Annotated in this window: 17 protein-coding genes; 8 read left to right on the top strand and 9 right to left on the bottom strand. The window is 66.9% G+C overall.

Annotated features, from left to right (window positions below):
* The first annotated feature begins 31 nt into the window (after positions 1-31).
* From ACSQ3Q_RS08395 to ACSQ3Q_RS08370, 6 genes are all read left to right on the top strand, one after another.
* Positions 32-1,153, top strand: coding sequence for a L,D-transpeptidase Cds6 family protein (locus ACSQ3Q_RS08395; protein ID WP_436133942.1), 1,122 nt, complete (start codon positions 32-34; stop codon positions 1,151-1,153).
* Between the two features lie 76 nt (positions 1,154-1,229).
* Positions 1,230-2,513: a L,D-transpeptidase family protein gene (locus ACSQ3Q_RS08390; protein ID WP_436133941.1), complete on the top strand. Its 1,284-nt coding sequence runs from the start codon at positions 1,230-1,232 to the stop codon at positions 2,511-2,513.
* The gene (locus ACSQ3Q_RS08385) at positions 2,510-3,091 is read left to right on the top strand and encodes a peptidylprolyl isomerase (RefSeq protein ID WP_436133940.1); all 582 of its coding nucleotides are present in this window, start codon (positions 2,510-2,512) and stop codon (positions 3,089-3,091) included. The genes ACSQ3Q_RS08390 and ACSQ3Q_RS08385 overlap by 4 nt, the downstream gene beginning before the upstream one ends.
* Positions 3,092-3,138: 47 nt before the next feature.
* On the top strand, positions 3,139-3,645 hold the full coding sequence (locus ACSQ3Q_RS08380) for a peptidylprolyl isomerase (protein WP_436133939.1): 507 nt from the start codon (positions 3,139-3,141) through the stop codon (positions 3,643-3,645).
* Between the two features lie 88 nt (positions 3,646-3,733).
* A complete protein-coding gene (locus tag ACSQ3Q_RS08375; protein WP_436133938.1) occupies positions 3,734-4,546 on the top strand; it encodes a UDP-2,3-diacylglucosamine diphosphatase in 813 nt (270 codons plus the stop codon).
* A 36-nt stretch (positions 4,547-4,582) separates the two neighbouring features.
* The gene (locus ACSQ3Q_RS08370; protein ID WP_436133937.1) at positions 4,583-5,413 is read left to right on the top strand and encodes a zinc-dependent peptidase; all 831 of its coding nucleotides are present in this window, start codon (positions 4,583-4,585) and stop codon (positions 5,411-5,413) included.
* 48 nt (positions 5,414-5,461) lie between these two features.
* On the opposite strand, the gene ACSQ3Q_RS08365 is transcribed toward ACSQ3Q_RS08370, so the two are convergent.
* The gene (locus ACSQ3Q_RS08365; RefSeq protein WP_436133936.1) at positions 5,462-5,908 is read right to left on the bottom strand and encodes a GNAT family N-acetyltransferase; all 447 of its coding nucleotides are present in this window, start codon (positions 5,906-5,908) and stop codon (positions 5,462-5,464) included.
* 109 nt (positions 5,909-6,017) lie between these two features.
* Positions 6,018-8,717, bottom strand: coding sequence for an alpha-ketoglutarate dehydrogenase (gene mdeB, locus ACSQ3Q_RS08360; RefSeq protein WP_436133935.1), 2,700 nt, complete (start codon positions 8,715-8,717; stop codon positions 6,018-6,020).
* Between the two features lie 101 nt (positions 8,718-8,818).
* Here mdeB and ACSQ3Q_RS08355 point away from each other — a divergent pair, with 101 nt between their 5' ends.
* A complete protein-coding gene (locus tag ACSQ3Q_RS08355; RefSeq protein ID WP_436133934.1) occupies positions 8,819-9,283 on the top strand; it encodes an Lrp/AsnC family transcriptional regulator in 465 nt (154 codons plus the stop codon).
* Between the two features lie 25 nt (positions 9,284-9,308).
* Here ACSQ3Q_RS08355 and ACSQ3Q_RS08350 read toward each other — a convergent pair whose 3' ends face one another.
* Positions 9,309-10,322, bottom strand: a complete 1,014-nt coding sequence (locus ACSQ3Q_RS08350; protein ID WP_436133933.1) for an AraC family transcriptional regulator — start codon at positions 10,320-10,322, stop codon at positions 9,309-9,311.
* Between the two features lie 128 nt (positions 10,323-10,450).
* On the opposite strand from ACSQ3Q_RS08350, the gene ACSQ3Q_RS08345 reads away from it, so the two are divergent.
* A complete protein-coding gene (locus ACSQ3Q_RS08345; protein ID WP_436136965.1) occupies positions 10,451-11,644 on the top strand; it encodes an MFS transporter in 1,194 nt (397 codons plus the stop codon).
* 76 nt (positions 11,645-11,720) lie between these two features.
* Here the strand turns inward: ACSQ3Q_RS08345 and ACSQ3Q_RS08340 are convergent, their stop codons facing one another.
* The 6 genes from ACSQ3Q_RS08340 to ACSQ3Q_RS08315 form a co-directional block, all read right to left on the bottom strand.
* The gene (locus ACSQ3Q_RS08340) at positions 11,721-12,623 is read right to left on the bottom strand and encodes a DUF3014 domain-containing protein (RefSeq protein ID WP_436133932.1); all 903 of its coding nucleotides are present in this window, start codon (positions 12,621-12,623) and stop codon (positions 11,721-11,723) included.
* A 179-nt stretch (positions 12,624-12,802) separates the two neighbouring features.
* Complete coding sequence (locus tag ACSQ3Q_RS08335; protein WP_436133931.1) at positions 12,803-13,474, bottom strand: alpha/beta hydrolase; 672 nt, start codon at positions 13,472-13,474, stop codon at positions 12,803-12,805.
* Between the two features lie 48 nt (positions 13,475-13,522).
* The gene (locus tag ACSQ3Q_RS08330) at positions 13,523-14,344 is read right to left on the bottom strand and encodes a dioxygenase family protein (protein ID WP_436133930.1); all 822 of its coding nucleotides are present in this window, start codon (positions 14,342-14,344) and stop codon (positions 13,523-13,525) included.
* 141 nt (positions 14,345-14,485) lie between these two features.
* Positions 14,486-14,908: an alternative ribosome rescue aminoacyl-tRNA hydrolase ArfB gene (gene arfB / locus ACSQ3Q_RS08325; RefSeq protein WP_436133929.1), complete on the bottom strand. Its 423-nt coding sequence runs from the start codon at positions 14,906-14,908 to the stop codon at positions 14,486-14,488.
* 29 nt (positions 14,909-14,937) lie between these two features.
* Positions 14,938-15,408, bottom strand: a complete 471-nt coding sequence (aroQ, locus tag ACSQ3Q_RS08320; protein WP_436133928.1) for a type II 3-dehydroquinate dehydratase — start codon at positions 15,406-15,408, stop codon at positions 14,938-14,940.
* Between the two features lie 240 nt (positions 15,409-15,648).
* The gene (locus ACSQ3Q_RS08315) at positions 15,649-15,993 is read right to left on the bottom strand and encodes a hypothetical protein (RefSeq protein WP_436133927.1); all 345 of its coding nucleotides are present in this window, start codon (positions 15,991-15,993) and stop codon (positions 15,649-15,651) included.
* Positions 15,994-16,100: the final 107 nt, after the last annotated feature.

Genomic DNA, 16,100 nt, shown 5'->3' with positions numbered 1-16,100 from the left:
GCGAGCCGCTGCCCAATACCCTGACCAATCCATGAAGCAAGTCCGCTGCACACTTCCACGTCTATTGCGCCTGCTGGCCCTGACCGCGCTGCTGGGCACTGGCGCGGCCCAGGCCGATGACTACGCGGAAATCACGCAGCTGATCAAGGCAGGCAAATCGGCAGACGCCCTCGCCAAGGCCGACCAGCGTCTGGCAGCCAACCCGCGGGATCCGCAATTGCGCTTCTTGCGCGGTGTGGCGCAGGCAGATTCGGGCAAGCCGGCGGAGGCGATCACCACCTTCACCAAGCTCACGGAAGAGTACCCCGAGCTGCCCGAGCCCTACAACAACCTGGCGGTGCTCTACGCCAACCAGAACCAGCTCGACAAGGCCCGCACGGCGCTGGAGATGGCGATCCGCACCAACCCGAGCTACGCCACCGCGCATGAGAACCTGGGCGACATCTACGCCAAGCTGGCCAGCCAGGCCTACAACAAGGCGCTGCAGCTCGATGCCTCCAACGCCAACTCCGTCAAGCCCAAGCTGGCGCTGATCCGCGAACTCTTCACCGCGGACACCACGGGCAAGCCAGCCCGCGGGGGTGCCGCGGCCGCGCCTGCCCCGGCGGTCGTCGTTGCGCAGCGGCCCGCTGCAGCACCGGCTGCGCCGGCTCCGGCCCCTGTGGCAGCCCCCGCACCAGCTCCTGCGCCGGCTCCTGCACCTGCACCTGCACCAGCCCCCAAGCCTGCTCCCGCCACTGCCGCAGTCCCGGCAGCTCCCCCTGCAGCGGCCACCCCGGCCCCAGCGCCCGCCGCCCCTGCAGCCAGCGACGCCACTGTGCAGGCCGTCACTTCGGCCGTACAGGCCTGGGCAGCCGCCTGGTCGTCCAAGGACATGTCCGCGTATCTGGGCGCCTACGACAAATCGTTCAGCCCTCCCAACCGCCAAGCCCGTGCCGCGTGGGAGAAAGAGCGCGAAGCGCGCATCGTGGGCAAGTCGAAGATCAGCGTGCAGGTGTCCGACATTGCAGTCTCGGTCAACGGCGACAAGGCGACCGCGCGCTTTCGCCAGGCCTACAGCGCCGATGCGCTCAACGTCACCAGCCGCAAGACTTTGGACCTCGTGAACCAGAACGGCCGCTGGACCATCGTCCGCGAATCGACGGGCGGTTGATCGTGGCCCCGGACACAGCGCCTGCGCCTGTTGCGCGGGCGTTTTTATTCCTGCCTTCCTCGCACTGACACACCCCATGCTGGTGGAGCTGACCGCACGACGCCGCCGGGCCGTGGCTCGCACTTTGCTGCTGGCTGCGCTCATGCAGGCGGGTGCAGCCTCTGCCCTGGCGCAGAGCCACAAGCCACGCCGCGCCAGCGCCGAGCCGACCCCCGCCTCCAAACCTGCCGATCTGCGCGACGGCCAAGCCGAGGCACGCCTGCTGGCGGTCTACAAACTCATTGGTGAGGGCCGCCACCGCGAAGCACTGTCCCAGGCAGAAAGCCTGGCGCGCGACCACCCCAACTTCCAGCTCGCGCAGCTGGCCGTGGGCGACTTGCTGACCGCACGCACCCGACCCATCCGCCGCATGGGCGACGCGCCCGAGCCCGATTCGAGCCGCAGCATCCAGGCGGCGACTACGCTTGAAGAACTGCGCAACGAATCGCGCCAGCGCGTGGACGCACAGCGCAGCCGCCCGCCCGCCAACACGTTGCCCGCGCAGTTCTTGGAGCTGTCGCCCCGCTCGCGCCATGCGATCGCGGTGGATGCCTCGCGCTCGCGCCTTTATCTGTTTGAGAACACGCCCAAGGGCCTGCAGCTCATTGCCGACTACTACGCGTCGGTCGGCAAGTTGGGCATGGAAAAAGCAGCCGAAGGCGACCAACGCACGCCGCTGGGGGTGTACTTCATCACCAGCCGGCTGGACGCCGGCACGCTCAAGGACTTCTACGGCGCAGGCGCCTTGCCCATCAACTACCCCAACCCGCTCGACCAGAGCCGGGGCAAAACCGGCGGCGGCATCTGGCTGCACGGCACGCCGCCCGACCAGTTCGCGCGTGCGCCGCTAGCCACCGACGGCTGCCTGGTGCTGGCCAACCCCGACCTGGAGCGCATCCTGCGCACGGTGGAGCCGCGCTCCACGCCGGTCGTGATCGCCCGCCAGCTGCAATGGGTGGCGCCGCAGAGCGTGCACGCTGAGCGCAAGTCGTTCGACGCCGTGCTGAACGCTTGGCGCAGCGCCAAGACCGAAGGCGACCTGAACCGGCTGCTGGGCTTTTATGCGCCCGACTTCCAGACCTACCGAAAAAAGCCGCTCGAAGAGTGGACCCAGGTGCTCAAGGCCGAGACACGCGCGCTGCGGGGCCGGGAACTCCACCTCAAGGACAAGTCTTACCTGCGGTGGACAGATTCCGCCGACACCATGGTGGTAACGTTCGGCGAAGTCGCCGAAGGCGCCCGCACCGGTCCCGTCAAGCGCCAATACTGGGCGCGCCGGGGCCAACAATGGCAGATATTTTTCGAAGGAGTGATTGGATGATTTCCAGAAGAAATTCGACCCTGGCGCTTGCCAGTATTGCGTTAGCAGCTACGTTTTCTGTAGCAAACGTACAGGCGCAAGATGGCCCCAAGGTCAAGCTGGCCACGTCCATGGGCGACATCGTGGTGCAACTCGACCCCGCCAAGGCGCCCAAGACGGTCGAGAACTTCCTTGCCTATGTGAACGACAAGCACTACGACGGCACGGTGTTTCACCGCGTGATGAACGGCTTCATGATCCAGGGCGGCGGCTTCACTGCCGACATGCAGCAAAAGCCCACCAAGCCCCCGATCGCGCTGGAAGCCAACAACGGCCTCAAGAACGACACCTACACCATCGCCATGGCGCGCACGGGCAACCCCAACTCGGCCACCTCGCAGTTCTTCATCAACGTGAAGGACAACGCCATGCTCAACGCCCCCAGCCCCGACGGCCACGGCTATGCCGTGTTCGGCAAGGTGGTGAGCGGCACCGACGTGGTCGACAAGATCAAGGCCGTGGCCGTGGGCAACAAGGGGCCGCACCAGAACGTGCCCAACACGCCTGTCACCATCAACTCCGCCACGCTGGTGAAGTAATCCCTTTTTGTTGATTTGTTAATTCATTAGATCGAAAGAACCTTGCCATGAGCAACCCCCAAGTCGAACTGCACATTGCCGGCTACGGCGTCATCACCCTCGAACTCGACGAAGCCAAGGCCCCCAAGTCGGTGGCCAACTTCCTGTCGTACGTGAACAAGGGCCACTACAACAACACCATCTTCCACCGTGTGATCCCTGGCTTCATGGTGCAGGGCGGCGGCTTTGAGCCCGGCATGACCCAAAAGACCTCGGATGCGCCCATCGAGAACGAAGCCAACAACGGCCTCAAGAACGCCAACTACACCGTGGCCATGGCCCGCACCAGCGACCCGCACTCGGCCACCGCCCAGTTCTTCATCAACGTGGCCGACAACGGCTTCCTGAACCACACCGCACCTTCGGCCCAGGGCTGGGGCTATGCAGTGTTCGGCAAGGTGGTCGGTGGCACGGACGTGGTCGACAAGATCAAGGCCGTGAAGACGGGCCGCAAGGGCTTCCACGACGACGTGCCGAAGGAAGACGTGATCATCGAAAAGGCCATAGCACTGTGACCCCCACGCTTGCCACTTCGTGTGCTGCGCTGCCCCCCGAGGGGGCAGCAGTCGCCTTGGGGCGGCCCGGCGGCGACTGAAGCTGGCCATGCCGGCCTCAGCGCCTCGTCAAACAGTGACCGTGCCCCGGTTCGAGGAGCTCGTTGCTCCCTCGCACTGGCGCATGGTCGATTTCATTTCGGACCTGCACCTGCAGACCAGCGAGCCCGCCACGGTGGCCGCGTTCGAGCACTACCTCGCAACGACAACAGCCGACGCCCTCTTCATCCTGGGTGATCTGTTCGAAGTCTGGGTGGGCGACGACGCCATCAGCGAGGTCGGCAGCTTTGAAGCGCAGGGCTGTGCGGCGCTGCGGGCAGCGTCAAAGCGCCTGCCCGTGCACTTCATGCACGGCAACCGCGATTTTCTGGCGGGCGCGGCGTTTCTCACCCACTGCGGCATCACCGGCCTGGCCGACCCGACCGTGCTGGTCTTTGGCGGCCAGCGCTGGGTGCTCAGCCACGGCGACCTGCTGTGCCTGGATGACGTCGACTACCAGCGTTTTCGGGTGCAGGCCCGCAGTGCCGAATGGCAAGCGCGCTTTCTGGCCCAGCCCCTGGCCACGCGCCGTGCGCAGGCACGCGGCATTCGCGAGGAGAGCGAGGCACGCAAGCAGTCGGGTGTCATCTATGCCGACGTGGACACCCCTGCTGCCGTCGCCTGGCTGCAGTCTGCAGACGCACACACGCTCATCCACGGTCACACACACCGCCCGGCGGAGCATCCACTCGCACCCGGGCTGCAGCGTGTGGTACTAAGCGACTGGGACGCCGCTGCATTGCCCCCCCGCGTGGAAACACTGCGTTTGACCGCCGCGGGCTTGGAACGCCTCCCGCTGGCCCCCATGTACGAGCGATCCTGAACTGCGCGGGGCTAGACCTCCTGCCGCCTGATCGCCATGCCACCCCTTCTCAACCGGCTCTGGAGCCGCGTCCGCGCCACCGTTGCACCCGTGCCCGACATCTCCGCCACGCTCTGGCTGGAGACACTCTCGCGCTACCCTTTTCTTGCAGCGTTGTCGCTGCACGACCAGTCCAAACTGCGCGTGCTGAGCGCGCTGTTCCTGAACGACAAACAATTTCACGGCGCCCACGGCATGGTGGTGACCGACGCCATGGCGATCGACATCGCGGCGCAAGCCTGCCTGCCGCTGCTGTATTGGGGCGACCCGGCCAAGGCGCTCGACTGGTACGACGATTTCGTCACCGTGGTCCTGCACCCCGGCGAGGCCGTGGCACGCCGGCAGGTCGTGGACGAAGCCGGTGTCGTGCACGAGCAAGCCCAGGTGCTGCTGGGCGAGGCCATGGAGCGCGGCCCCATCATGCTGAGCTGGGCGCACGCCTCCAACGGGCGCGAAAACACCGAGCGCGGGCACAACGTGGTGGTGCACGAGTTCGTGCACAAACTGGACATGCGCAGCGGCCAGCCCAATGGCTGCCCCCCTTTGCCAGCGGGCTTCATGGGCACACGCACAGGGCGCGCGGCATATGAGGCCTGGTGGTCTGCCTGGACCCCAGCCTACGAGCAGTTCCGCGAGCGCGTCATCCTGGCCGATCGCTTTGGCGCAGAGCGCCCCTGGCTGGACGCCTACGGCGCCACGTCACCGTCCGAATTTTTTGCCGTGGCCTGCGAGGCGTACTTTGTGAACCGGGGTCGGTTTGCGCAGGAGTTTCCAGGCCTGATGCCGGTGCTGGATGCATTTTTCAAACGACCTGCCGTCGCGGTCTAGCGAGAGCCAGGCCAAGCCTCGCATCCGGCGACAAAAATACGGGCAAAACTAAATCGTCTTCCCCAACATCACCACCCGCCCCTTTCGATACCCCAACCCTTCATAGAACCCAAACGCTGGCGTCTCCTCCAGCGTCTGCAGATTCAAACTGACCACTCCCTCGGTCCGCAACACATCCTCCAGCGCACGCATCAACACAGCGCCCGCCCCCTGCCGCTGCAGATGCCTTGTCACACACATCTCTTTGATGTGAAACGTCCACCCGTTCACCCATCGTTCCTTCCACCCCAGCACCATCGCAACCGGTGCGCCATCCAGCAACAGCGCGAGGCCGCGAGCGCCTGGAAAGGCCATGAACGCCGTGAGCCGCTCCACCACGGCACCGTGCTCCCAGCCGTCATTCCAGGGTGGAGCATTGAACACGCCCAGGTAAAGATCTGCGCAATCCGCGATGTTCGCAGCGGTCAGGACCGCAGTGGCAAAGGGTTGGGTCATAGAGAAGCGGGTCAGCCCCAAAACAAAACAGAAAGGGCGGCAAGCGTAATGCACCACGCTTGCCGCCCTGTCTGCAGTCACCCTTGAGAAAAGCTTGCGCCCTGCATGCTCACCGGGCGATCGTGGCCCCCACCGCGAAACGCGCTGCCCGCACCACCGCCGCCGCATCCACCCCAAAAAACTCCCGCAGCGCCGCCCGCGTGTCGCTGCGGCCAAAGCCATCCGTGCCCAGCGTGATGAACCGACGCCCGCCGGGCACGAACGCGCGCACCGTCTCCGGCACGGCGCGCACGTAGTCGGTGGCGGCGATCACCGGGCCGCGTGTGCCCGCCAACTGCTGTGTCAGCCAAGGCAGACCGGGTTGGTCATCACCCGCCAGTGCACGCTGCTCGCAGGCCACGCCGTCGCGGGCGAGTTCGCTCCAGCTGGTGACGCTGATCACGGTCACGTTGAGGCCTTCGGCGGCCAGCAGGTCGGCGGCTTTCACCACCTCGGTGAGGATGGCGCCGGAGCCAAGCAGGGTGACGTGTTTTTCAGCCGAAATTGGCTGCTGGCGCTGATCCAATAAGCGCTTATAGCTATTAAAAACATAGCATCCCCGGAGCACGCCTTCTGCGGCGTCGGCGGGCAGGTCGGGCTGGGCGTAGTTCTCGTTCATCAACGTGACGTAGTAAAAAACGTCGCGCTGCTCGGTCACCATCTCGCGCATGCCGGCGTCGATGATGACGGCCATCTCGCCCGCATAAGCCGGGTCGTACGCCTTGCAGTTGGGGATGGTGGCTGCGACCAGGTGGCTGCTGCCGTCCTGGTGCTGCAGGCCCTCGCCGCCCAAGGTGGTCCGGCCCGACGTGGCGCCCAGCAAAAAGCCGCGCGCGCGCTGGTCCGCAGCCGCCCAGATGGCATCGCCCACGCGCTGGAAGCCGAACATCGAGTAGTAGATGTAGAACGGCAGCATGGCCAGGCCGTGCACGCTGTAGCTGGTGGCCGCGGCCGTCCAGCTGGCGATGGCGCCGGCCTCGCTGATGCCTTCTTCGAGGATCTGGCCGTCCAGCGCCTCGCGATAGCTCAGCACCGAGCCGATGTCCTCGGGCGCATAATGCTGGCCCACGCTGCTGTAGATGCCGACCTGCTTGAACAGGTTGGCCATGCCGAAGGTGCGCGCCTCGTCGGCCACGATGGGCACGATGCGCGGGCCCAGCGTGGCGTCTTTCAGCAAGGTGCCCAGCATGCGCACGAAGGCCATGGTGGTGCTCATTTCCTTGCCATCGGCCTGCAGTGCGAACTGCGCGTAGCTTGCGATGGCGGGCACGGGCAGCGGGTCGCAGGCCGTCTCGCGGCGCGGCAGGTAGCCGCCCAGGGCCTGGCGGTGGCTGCGCAGGTAGCGCATCTCGGGGCTGTCCTCAGCTGGCTTGAAGAAGGCCAGGCTCGTGGCCTGCTCGTCGGTGAGGGGCAGGTTGAAGCGGTTGCGAAACTCGATGAGGTCGGTCTCATCGAGCTTCTTCTGGCTGTGCGTGGTCATCTTGCCCTGGCCGGCCGTGCCCATGCCGTAGCCCTTCTTGGTGTGCGCCAGGATCACCGTGGGCTGGCCCTGGTGGCGCGCAGCGGCGGCATATGCGGCGTGGATCTTCACCAGGTCGTGCCCGCCGCGCTTCAAGCGGTCGATCTGCTCGTCCGTCATGCCCTGGGCCAGTGCCGCGAGCTCGGGGTTCTGGCCGAAGAAGTTGTCGCGGTTGAAGCGGCCGTCCTTGGCGGCAAAGGTCTGCATCTGGCCGTCCACCGTGCCTTCGAGCGTGCGCACCAGCGCGCCGGTCAGGTCGCGGGCGAACAGGCCGTCCCAGTCGCTGCCCCACACCAGCTTGACCACGTTCCAGCCCGCGCCGGCGAACAGGCGCTCCAGCTCGTCGATGATGCGGCCGTTGCCGCGCACCGGGCCGTCGAGGCGCTGCAGGTTGCAGTTGACCACCCAGACCAGGTTGTCGAGGCCCTCGCGTGCGGCCAGGGTCAGCGCGCTCATGCTCTCGGGCTCGTCCATCTCGCCATCGCCGAACACGCCCCAGACCTTGCGCTGGCTGCAGTCGAGCAGGTTGCGGTGCGTGAGGTAGCGCATGAAGCGCGCGTGGTAGATGCTGCTGATGGGACCGATGCCCATGGAGCCGGTGGGGAACTGCCAGAAGTCCGGCATCAGCCAGGGGTGCGGGTAGCTCGACAGGCCCTGCGCGCCTGCAGCCGGCGCGGCGAGTTCCTGGCGGTAGTGTTTTAGGTCTTGCTCGGACAGTCGACCCTCAAGGAACGCCCGCGCATAAACACCGGGAGCGCTGTGCGGCTGAAAGAACACCAGGTCGCCCCGGTGCTGCCCCTCGCCCACGCCTTCACGGGCGCGAAAAAAATGGTTGAAGCCGCTCTCGAACAGGTCGGCCGCGCTGGCGTAGCTGGCGATGTGGCCGCCCAGTTCGCCATAGGCCTGGTTGGCGCGCACCACCATGGCCAGCGCGTTCCAGCGCACGATGGAGGCCACGCGCTCTTCCACCGCCAGGTCGCCGGGAAACACCGGCTGGTCCTGCACCGCCACGGTGTTCACATACGGCGTGTTCAGGTCGGGGTGCCAGCCGATGCGCTGTGCGCGCGCCAGGCGCACCAGCTCCTGCAGGATGTGCCGTGCCCGCTCCGGGCCCTCGGTGGCCACCAGGGCCAGGAAGGCATCGCGCCATTCGGCGGTTTCTTCGGGGTCCGTGTCGGTGGCCAACACAGGGTTTGAATGCTGTTGTTGCTTTTGCTCCAGCAGCAGGCTGTGGGGAGTGGGTGCGTTCATTCTGCCACTGTAGTGGCGCGGTGCCCAAATGAGTTGCCGTTGTGCACGGCCCGCGCAACGCCAGCGGCATTTACTGCGGCGCAACCCGTAAACTGCAGCACATGAAGCTGGACACCCTGGATTTGCGCATTTTGGCCGAGCTGCAGGCCGACGGCTCGCTGTCGAACGTGGAGCTGGCGCGGCGTGTGCACCTGTCGCCCTCGCCCTGCCTGGCGCGGGTGAAGGCGCTGGAGGCCAGCGGCGTCATCAGCCGCTATGTGGCGCTGGCCAGCGCGGCTGCCCTGGGGCTGGGGCTCAACGTGTTCATCAGCATCAGCCTGAAGACACAAAGCAAGGAGGCGCTCGGTGATTTCGAGCAGCGCATTGCCGAGCACGACGAGGTGATGGAGTGCTACCTGATGAGCGGCGACAGCGACTATTTGATCCGTGTGGCCGTGCCGGACATTTCGGCGCTGGAGCGTTTCATCCTGGAGCGCCTTGCGCCCATACCGGGCGTGGAGAAGATCCGGTCAAGCTTTGCGCTGAAACAGGTGCGCTACAAGACGGCGCTGCCGCTGCCGCGCTGATTGCTGCGCCTGAGCGCACAGCAACTCAGAACGACGCAGCCCTGCTCGGCGGATGCCCGACGATTCGCTTGTACGCCCGGCTGAAGGACGCCTCGGACTCGTACCCCAGCCGGTTGGCCGCCACCGCCACCCGCATGCCATCGCGTGCGATCCAACTCCGCGCCTGCGACATCTTGACCTTGGCCACGTAGCGCGCCGGGCTCTCCCCCATGGTGCGCGTGAACGACTCGGAAAAGCTCGAGCGCGAAGCGCCCATCAGGTCGGCCAGCAGCGGCACGTTCCAGTCGCGCTCAGGGTCGGCGTGGATGGCGGCGATCACCTTGCCCACGCGCGGGCAACGCACGGCGGCGATCCACCCGGTGGGGTTGTTGCAGCTGCACTCCACCCATGCGCGGATGATGCTGGCGGCCAGCGCATCGGCCAGGCGCGCGAGGATGGCGCAGGCGCCCATGCGGTCCTGCTCCACCTCTCGCTCCATGGCGTCCAGCAGCACGGGCACGGTGGTGTCGCGCTGCGCCAGGTCGTCGGCCATCATCACGGCGGGCATCATCGCCATCAGCGGGTGCAGCGGGTCGAGGTTGAAGCGCAGCGCACCGCTGAACACGACGTCGGGCGCCTGCGGAGGCGGTGGCGCCACAGGGGCGCCCAAGTGCGCGTTGTTGGCATCGCGCCCGTCCACCAGGTAGATGTTCTCCGACACGGCCTTGCGCGCCAGAGAGTCGATGTCCACCGGGGGCACCTCGGGGGAGCTGGCCAGTACATGGAAGCTGCCGTGTGGCAGCAGCACCGCATCGCCCTGGTTCAGGCGCTGCCACTCGGTGCCCTGCGTGCGCAGCCAGGCCCCGCCATGGCCCACAAAGTGAAAGCGCGCCGAGCGCTGCGCCGGGAAGGCAATCGCCCACGGCGGGTACAGAACGCAGCGGCCATATTCCACGCCGTCCAGGCGCAGGCCAAGCAGGATCTGGGTCAGCAGGTCCGGCGGGTCCGCAAAAGGCTGCTGCGGCACCTGATTGAAGGGCTTGGATAAAAAGTCAAGCATTTCGGCTTTTACGGCATGGAAACGCCGCCATCTTATCCCTACGATGGCTTTTCACCCATCCCAAAGCTTTTCCCGTGTCCTCCTCTCCATCCTGCTCCGCCTGCCTTGATGCGCCCACCGGTGCCGTCATTGACGAGGCCGCGCCCGACCCGCACTCCACCCCCGAGCCCACGGAGGCCCGCTGGGCCGCTATCGCGTCGATGGCGCTGGGCGTCTTTGGCCTCGTCACGGCCGAGTTCCTGCCCGCCAGCCTGCTCACCGCCATGGCCAGCGATCTGCGGGTGAGCGATGGGGCCGCGGGCCAGGCCGTCACCGTGACGGCGCTGGTGGCCGCAGTGGCTGCCCCGTCGCTGCCGCTGCTCACGCGCCGCATCGACCGGCGGCTGGTGATGATCGCCTTCACGCTGCTGCTGGTGCTGTCCAACCTGATGTCGGCCCTGGCCGGCGGCATGGTCACGCTACTGGCGGCGCGGGTGCTGCTGGGCGTCGCGCTGGGCGGCTTCTGGTCCATGTCGGCGGCTTTGGCCATGCGGCTGGTGCCAGCCTCGCTGTTCGCGCGGGCCATGTCGTTCATCCTCACCGGGGTGTCGGTGGCGACCGTGTGCGCAGCGCCCATCGGGGCGTGGATGGGCGACCTGTGGGGCTGGCGCAGCGCCTTCATCGCGGCGGGCGGCATCAGCCTCGTCACGCTGGCCGTGCAGCTGGTGGCCCTGCCCGCCCTGCCCCCGCGCGACAACCCCAATCTGAAGGTGCTGGGTGAGCTGCTGCGCCGTCCACCCGTGCGCGTGGCGCTGCTGGCGGTGCTGCTGGTCATCTCGGGGCACTTCGCAGGGTTTACCTACATCCGTCCGCTGATGGAGCAGGTCACACACCTGTCGGTGGCCACCATCACCGCGGTGCTGCTGGGCTACGGCGTGGGTGGCTTCTTCGGCAACTTCGTGGGCGGCTGGATCGCGGGGCGCAGTGAGCGCCAGGCCATCGTCTACGGTGGTGCGCTCATCGCCGTGCTGGCTGCCACGCTGCTGGTGGCCGGGCAGTCCGCCGCCATCACGGCCGTGGCGGTCACGCTGTGGGGCTTTGCGTTTGGCGCCTTCCCGGTGGGCTTTCAGACCTGGATCGTGCGCGCCGCGCCCGACCAGGCCGAGGGCGCAGGCGGGCTGCTGGTAGCGGCGTTCCAGATCGCCATTGCCAGCGGGGCCATCTTTGGGGGGCTGATGGTGGACCACGTGGGCGCCTTGGGCGGGCCGGCGTTTGCGCTGGCGGCGCTGACGCTGGGCACCCTGCTGACCCTGCGCCACGGCCCACGCCCCGCACAGGCCTGACCCACTGCGCGGTGGAGCCCGCAAGGCCACCGCCCCACCTGGAAAGCGTGGCGCCGCGACGCCTTGCGGTGCGGGCCTACGGCACCGGCTTGCGGGCCACCTCGCCGGTGGCAACACGCCGGCGCAGTTCGCGGATCAGCACCTTGGCCCGCGCCTCGTTCGCAGGCCCCATGCGCACCAAAATCTTCTGGCCGCTGGAAAGCGCCTGCAGCGCAGGGTCGGCAAACTCATACCGCACCCAGGGCCGCAGGTCGGGCACCTCGGTGTTCACCGGCAACAGCTTCACGCGCAGCGGTCCCTTGGGCTCGGGCGTGAGGAGCAGATGGTCCAGCACCGCCACCAGGCGGTCGTTGAAGTAACGCTTGGGATAGCCCAGCTCTTCGTACGCCTGCTGAAACAGCGGATAGAGCCGTGCGTACAACGCCACCGCAGCCTCCAGGGGCACGGCCTCGGCAAAGTCCAGCACCGCGCTGTAGCGCGCGGCATTGGCGGGTGACACGGTCTGCGTGCCTTCCGGACCCTCCACGGTAAACCGCTGGGGCGCGGGCTGCACCGGCCACATGCGCGCGGGCGCCTGGGCACGGCCCAGGTTGTCCACGGTGGCGACCACACGGCGCACAAAGCCCTCGGTCAACAAGAAACGGGCCACCTTGTCGCGGCCCAACAAGTCGCCCAGCAACGCTGCCACGCGGGTGTCGGATTCCGCCAGGGGCGGCAGTGCGGCATCTGCAGGTGCGAGCCCATCGACCAGGTTTTGCGGGCCCGAAGCCTCAGGCATCGGCGCTGACGCTGCGGGTGCCGCAGGCGCGCTGGCGGTCGGTGGTGAGCCCGCGGGCGGGAGCGGCTCTGCGGGCCGCAGCCAGAACCACCACGCGGCGCCTGCAACAGCCGCGCAGCCCAGCACCGCGGCAGCGATCCAGGGCGCGGACGAAGCGCGCGGGGGCGTGGGTCGGAATTCGGCGGTGTCGTGATCAGGCATGGGCCTCCTGGGGCGGTGCGTTGCAATGCCCGGTTCGGAGGTTCCACCGCAAGGCGTTCCCAGCCCCGGGGCACCGTGCCATTGGAAGCGGTGAGGCGGCTGCGTGCGTAACGCCATGTACCGACAGCGGGAACTTACGCGGCTCCCCACCTGCCGCGCTGGCAGGCGCAGGGGTCGACCTAGAAGGCAGCGGGTGTGCCCGCCAGGGAGTCGAGCCAAGTCACGGTTGCTGACAGCTCGGAGGGCCGGATCTCGTGCGCACCCGGGAACTCACGGTACGTCACCGCCACAGGCAGACGCTCCATGTGGTGCGCGATGGCCTGTGCGTGGGCCAGCGGGATAACGTCGTCGTGCGTGCCATGGCTCAGCCACAGCTGCTTGCCCCGCAGCGCATCGGGCGGCGCGGCCAGAGGCAGCACCTGCGCCAGCAGCCGGCTGTGCCACACCATGGCGGCCTGCATCAACGCCGGTTGGGTCAGCAGCAGCGACAGCGCCATGATGCCGCCCTGGCTGAAGCCGCCCACCACGATGCGCTCGGGCGGAATGCCCAGTTGTTCGCCCGCCGAGGCGATCGCCTGGGCCACCAGGGCGCGGCTTTGGGCCTCTTGCGCTTCGTTGATGGTGCGCTCGCCGTTGGGCTCGATGGAGAAGTCAAACCACGCATGCGCGCCCGGCCCCATGCGAAACGGCGCCCGCAGGCTCAGCACATGAAAACGCTCGGGGATGTGCGGCGCCAGGCCGAACAGGTCCTGCTCGTTGCTGCCCACGCCGTGCATGAGCACCAGCAGCCAAGGCCGGGGTGTGGTGGCAGCGGCCGGGCGCTGCAAAAATGTGAGCGGTAGATCAAGCATGGATAAGCGCCAGGGGCATTTTTGATATGAAGTTCAAGGCTGGGGCGGTCAATGCGCGGGCTGTAAGGCAAACGCGTCCATCGACAGCATGCTGTACATCACCTCGCGGCTCAAGTAGTGGGCGTGCAAATCGTCACCAGCCGCGCCCAGCGCAAAAAAGATGGGCAGGAAGTGGTCCTCAGTGGGATGCGCGCGGCGCGCATGCGGCGCCTCGCTGCGGTAGTTGAGCAGCGCCTTCATGTCGCCTCGCGCCAGGGCCGATTCGATCCAGCGGCTGAACTCCAGCACATAGGGTGCGGCCTCGCGCTCGCCGCCAAAGAACTCGGCCAGGTTGTGCGTCATGCTGCCCGAACCCACCACCAGGACATTCTGGTCGCGCAGGCTGCGCAGCGCAGCGCCCAGTGCATACACCTCGGCCGGGCCGGCGCCCACGGGCAGGGCCACCTGCACGACCGGGAGGTCGGCCTCAGGGAACAAATGCATCAGGGGCACCCATGCGCCGTGGTCAAACGGGCGGGCAGCATCGCCCTGCGCGGCCACGCCCGCAGCCTGCAACAGACCCAGTACCTCCTGCGCCAGCGCGGGCGAGCCGGGTGCGGGGTACTGCAGTTCGTACAGAGCGGGTGGAAAGCCGCCAAAGTCGTGCCAGGTCGCAGGCTGTGGGCCGGTCATGACCTGCGGGGAGCGTGCGATCCAGTGTGGCGACATGATCACCACCCCGCGCAAACCGGGGTACTGCGCCTTCAGGGCCTGGCCCCATTGGGTGAGCGCGGGGCCGGTGGTGCCAGCGTCCACCGCGAACAGTGGCGCGCCGTGCGAGACGAACAGTGCGGGGATGGTGGGGTGGTGGGCGTGGGCTGTGGCGGACATGGCAGGTGCCTTTGGGTTTGATCCGTGGGTGATGCCTTGAATGTAGGACTGCCAACCCGCCTTACCAAGGCCCAAAGCGCAGACAGATTGTTCTACCCGTGATGCCAATCAGGCGCAGTCACCGGGCGCCCCATCCACCGCTTACGAGCCGTCGCGTATCCGGCCGCGCAGAGCCTTGGTCTCGCTGCGCTGGCTCTTGCCCTCAAGCCGCCGCTGTTTAGACCCATAAGTAGGCTTGGTGGCACGCCGCACCCGCGGCGGCACGGCCACGGTGTTGACCAGCGCGTTCAGCCGCTCCAGTGCATCGGTGCGGTTTTGCTCCTGGCTGCGGTACTGCTGCGCCTTGATCACCACCACACCCTCTTGCGTGATGCGGCTGTCGCGCAGCGCCAAAAGGCGCTCTTTCACCCCGTCAGGCAGCGACGACGCCGCCACATCAAAGCGCAGATGCACCGCGCTCGACACCTTGTTGACGTTCTGCCCGCCCGCGCCCTGCGCGCGCATGGCGGTGATCTCTACCTCGTCCTCAGGCACCTCCAGGGTCGGCGGCAATAGGGTGGCCACGCACAAAGCTCCTGGTGGGGCCGCCGGGCTCAGGCCGCGGCTTGTGGCTGCAGCAGCTGCGCCAGCCCGTCGATCGCCAAACCATAGCCCAGCACGCCAAAACCGCACATCACGGCCTTGGCGGCAGCGGCCATGTAGGAGTGGTGGCGGAAGGGCTCGCGCGCGTGCACGTTGCTGATGTGCAGCTCGATCATCGTGATGCCCGTGCCCTTGGTCGCGTCGTGCAGGGCCACACTGGTATGGGTGTAGGCGCCCGCGTTGATGACCACGCCGGCCAATTCGCCCGCTGCATGCAGCCGGCCGGCCTCGTGGATCCAGTCGATCAGCGCGCCTTCGTGGTTGCTTTGGTGAAACCGCAGCGCAAAACCGTGGCGGGCGCAGGCGTCGGCGCACAACTTTTCAACGTCGGCCAGCGTCTGCGCGCCATACACGGCAGGCTCGCGCGTACCAAGCAGGTTCAGGTTGGGACCATTGAGGACAAAAACGGTTTTCACAAACATGCACTCCGAGGGTTGCGCCTGCCACGCCAGCGGGCAGAGTGCGGGATTATGCTGCTGGCGCGCCCAGCACTGACCGGGCATCTGGCCAGCGCACGCGCCAAAGAAAAAGCGGCCCCGAAGGGCCGCTGTAAAAGGCAGCCTGTGCAAGACGCTGCCTGTGAGCGACTAGCGCCCAAGAGGTTGGTTACAAAAGCCGGCCGCCCGCTGGGGCGACCGGACCTGAGCCAATAAAGTTAGAAGTTACCGGTCCCAGTGGCCGCGACCATGACCGTTGCCATGGCCGTGGTGGCGATGGTGGTGGCGGTGATGGCGCTCACCGTAATACACCACGGGTGGGGGAGCGTAATAAGCCGGTGGTGCGTAGTACACCGGACGGGGAGGTGCGTAGTACACGGGTGGAGGTGGCGCGTAATACGTGGGGGCGGGTGCGTAGTAGCCATTGCTGGCCCCCACCACCACGCCGGGTACGCCAATACCCACAGACCAATTGACATCGCGGGCCTGGGCAGCGTCCCCGCCAGCCAGCAAAGCCAGCGCCACGCCAGCCGAGGCGGCCAGGGCATAGATAGAACGGGTTTTCGTCATGGAAATCTCCTGTTTGAACGAGGGCAGCCAGCCAAATGGACTCGCCTCATTGGTACATAACGCACCAGGTAGGCAAAAGGATGGCATAAATTTGTCTTTACGTTGTG

It is taken from the genome of Acidovorax sp. LjRoot129, from assembly GCF_964253765.1.
Taxonomy (GTDB): Bacteria; Pseudomonadota; Gammaproteobacteria; order Burkholderiales; family Burkholderiaceae_C; genus Acidovorax.
This window is presented reverse-complemented; position numbering and strand designations above follow the sequence as displayed.

Excerpts from the sequence above, each read along its gene's own strand:
- ACSQ3Q_RS08390 (WP_436133941.1), top strand. The coding sequence starts at position 1,230 with ATGCTGGTGGAGCTGACCGCACGACGCCGCCGGGCCGTGGCTCGCACT.
- ACSQ3Q_RS08350 (WP_436133933.1), bottom strand. The coding sequence starts at position 10,322 with ATGCTTGACTTTTTATCCAAGCCCTTCAATCAGGTGCCGCAGCAGCCT.
- ACSQ3Q_RS08330 (WP_436133930.1), bottom strand. The coding sequence starts at position 14,344 with ATGTCCGCCACAGCCCACGCCCACCACCCCACCATCCCCGCACTGTTC.
- mdeB (WP_436133935.1), bottom strand. The coding sequence starts at position 8,717 with ATGAACGCACCCACTCCCCACAGCCTGCTGCTGGAGCAAAAGCAACAA.
- ACSQ3Q_RS08380 (WP_436133939.1), top strand. The coding sequence starts at position 3,139 with ATGAGCAACCCCCAAGTCGAACTGCACATTGCCGGCTACGGCGTCATC.
- ACSQ3Q_RS08365 (WP_436133936.1), bottom strand. The coding sequence starts at position 5,908 with ATGACCCAACCCTTTGCCACTGCGGTCCTGACCGCTGCGAACATCGCG.
- ACSQ3Q_RS08395 (WP_436133942.1), top strand. The coding sequence starts at position 32 with ATGAAGCAAGTCCGCTGCACACTTCCACGTCTATTGCGCCTGCTGGCC.
- ACSQ3Q_RS08370 (WP_436133937.1), top strand. The coding sequence starts at position 4,583 with ATGCCACCCCTTCTCAACCGGCTCTGGAGCCGCGTCCGCGCCACCGTT.
- ACSQ3Q_RS08335 (WP_436133931.1), bottom strand. The coding sequence starts at position 13,474 with ATGCTTGATCTACCGCTCACATTTTTGCAGCGCCCGGCCGCTGCCACC.
- ACSQ3Q_RS08340 (WP_436133932.1), bottom strand. The coding sequence starts at position 12,623 with ATGCCTGATCACGACACCGCCGAATTCCGACCCACGCCCCCGCGCGCT.
- ACSQ3Q_RS08315 (WP_436133927.1), bottom strand. The coding sequence starts at position 15,993 with ATGACGAAAACCCGTTCTATCTATGCCCTGGCCGCCTCGGCTGGCGTG.
- aroQ (WP_436133928.1), bottom strand. The coding sequence starts at position 15,408 with ATGTTTGTGAAAACCGTTTTTGTCCTCAATGGTCCCAACCTGAACCTG.
- ACSQ3Q_RS08355 (WP_436133934.1), top strand. The coding sequence starts at position 8,819 with ATGAAGCTGGACACCCTGGATTTGCGCATTTTGGCCGAGCTGCAGGCC.
- ACSQ3Q_RS08385 (WP_436133940.1), top strand. The coding sequence starts at position 2,510 with ATGATTTCCAGAAGAAATTCGACCCTGGCGCTTGCCAGTATTGCGTTA.
- ACSQ3Q_RS08375 (WP_436133938.1), top strand. The coding sequence starts at position 3,734 with ATGCCGGCCTCAGCGCCTCGTCAAACAGTGACCGTGCCCCGGTTCGAG.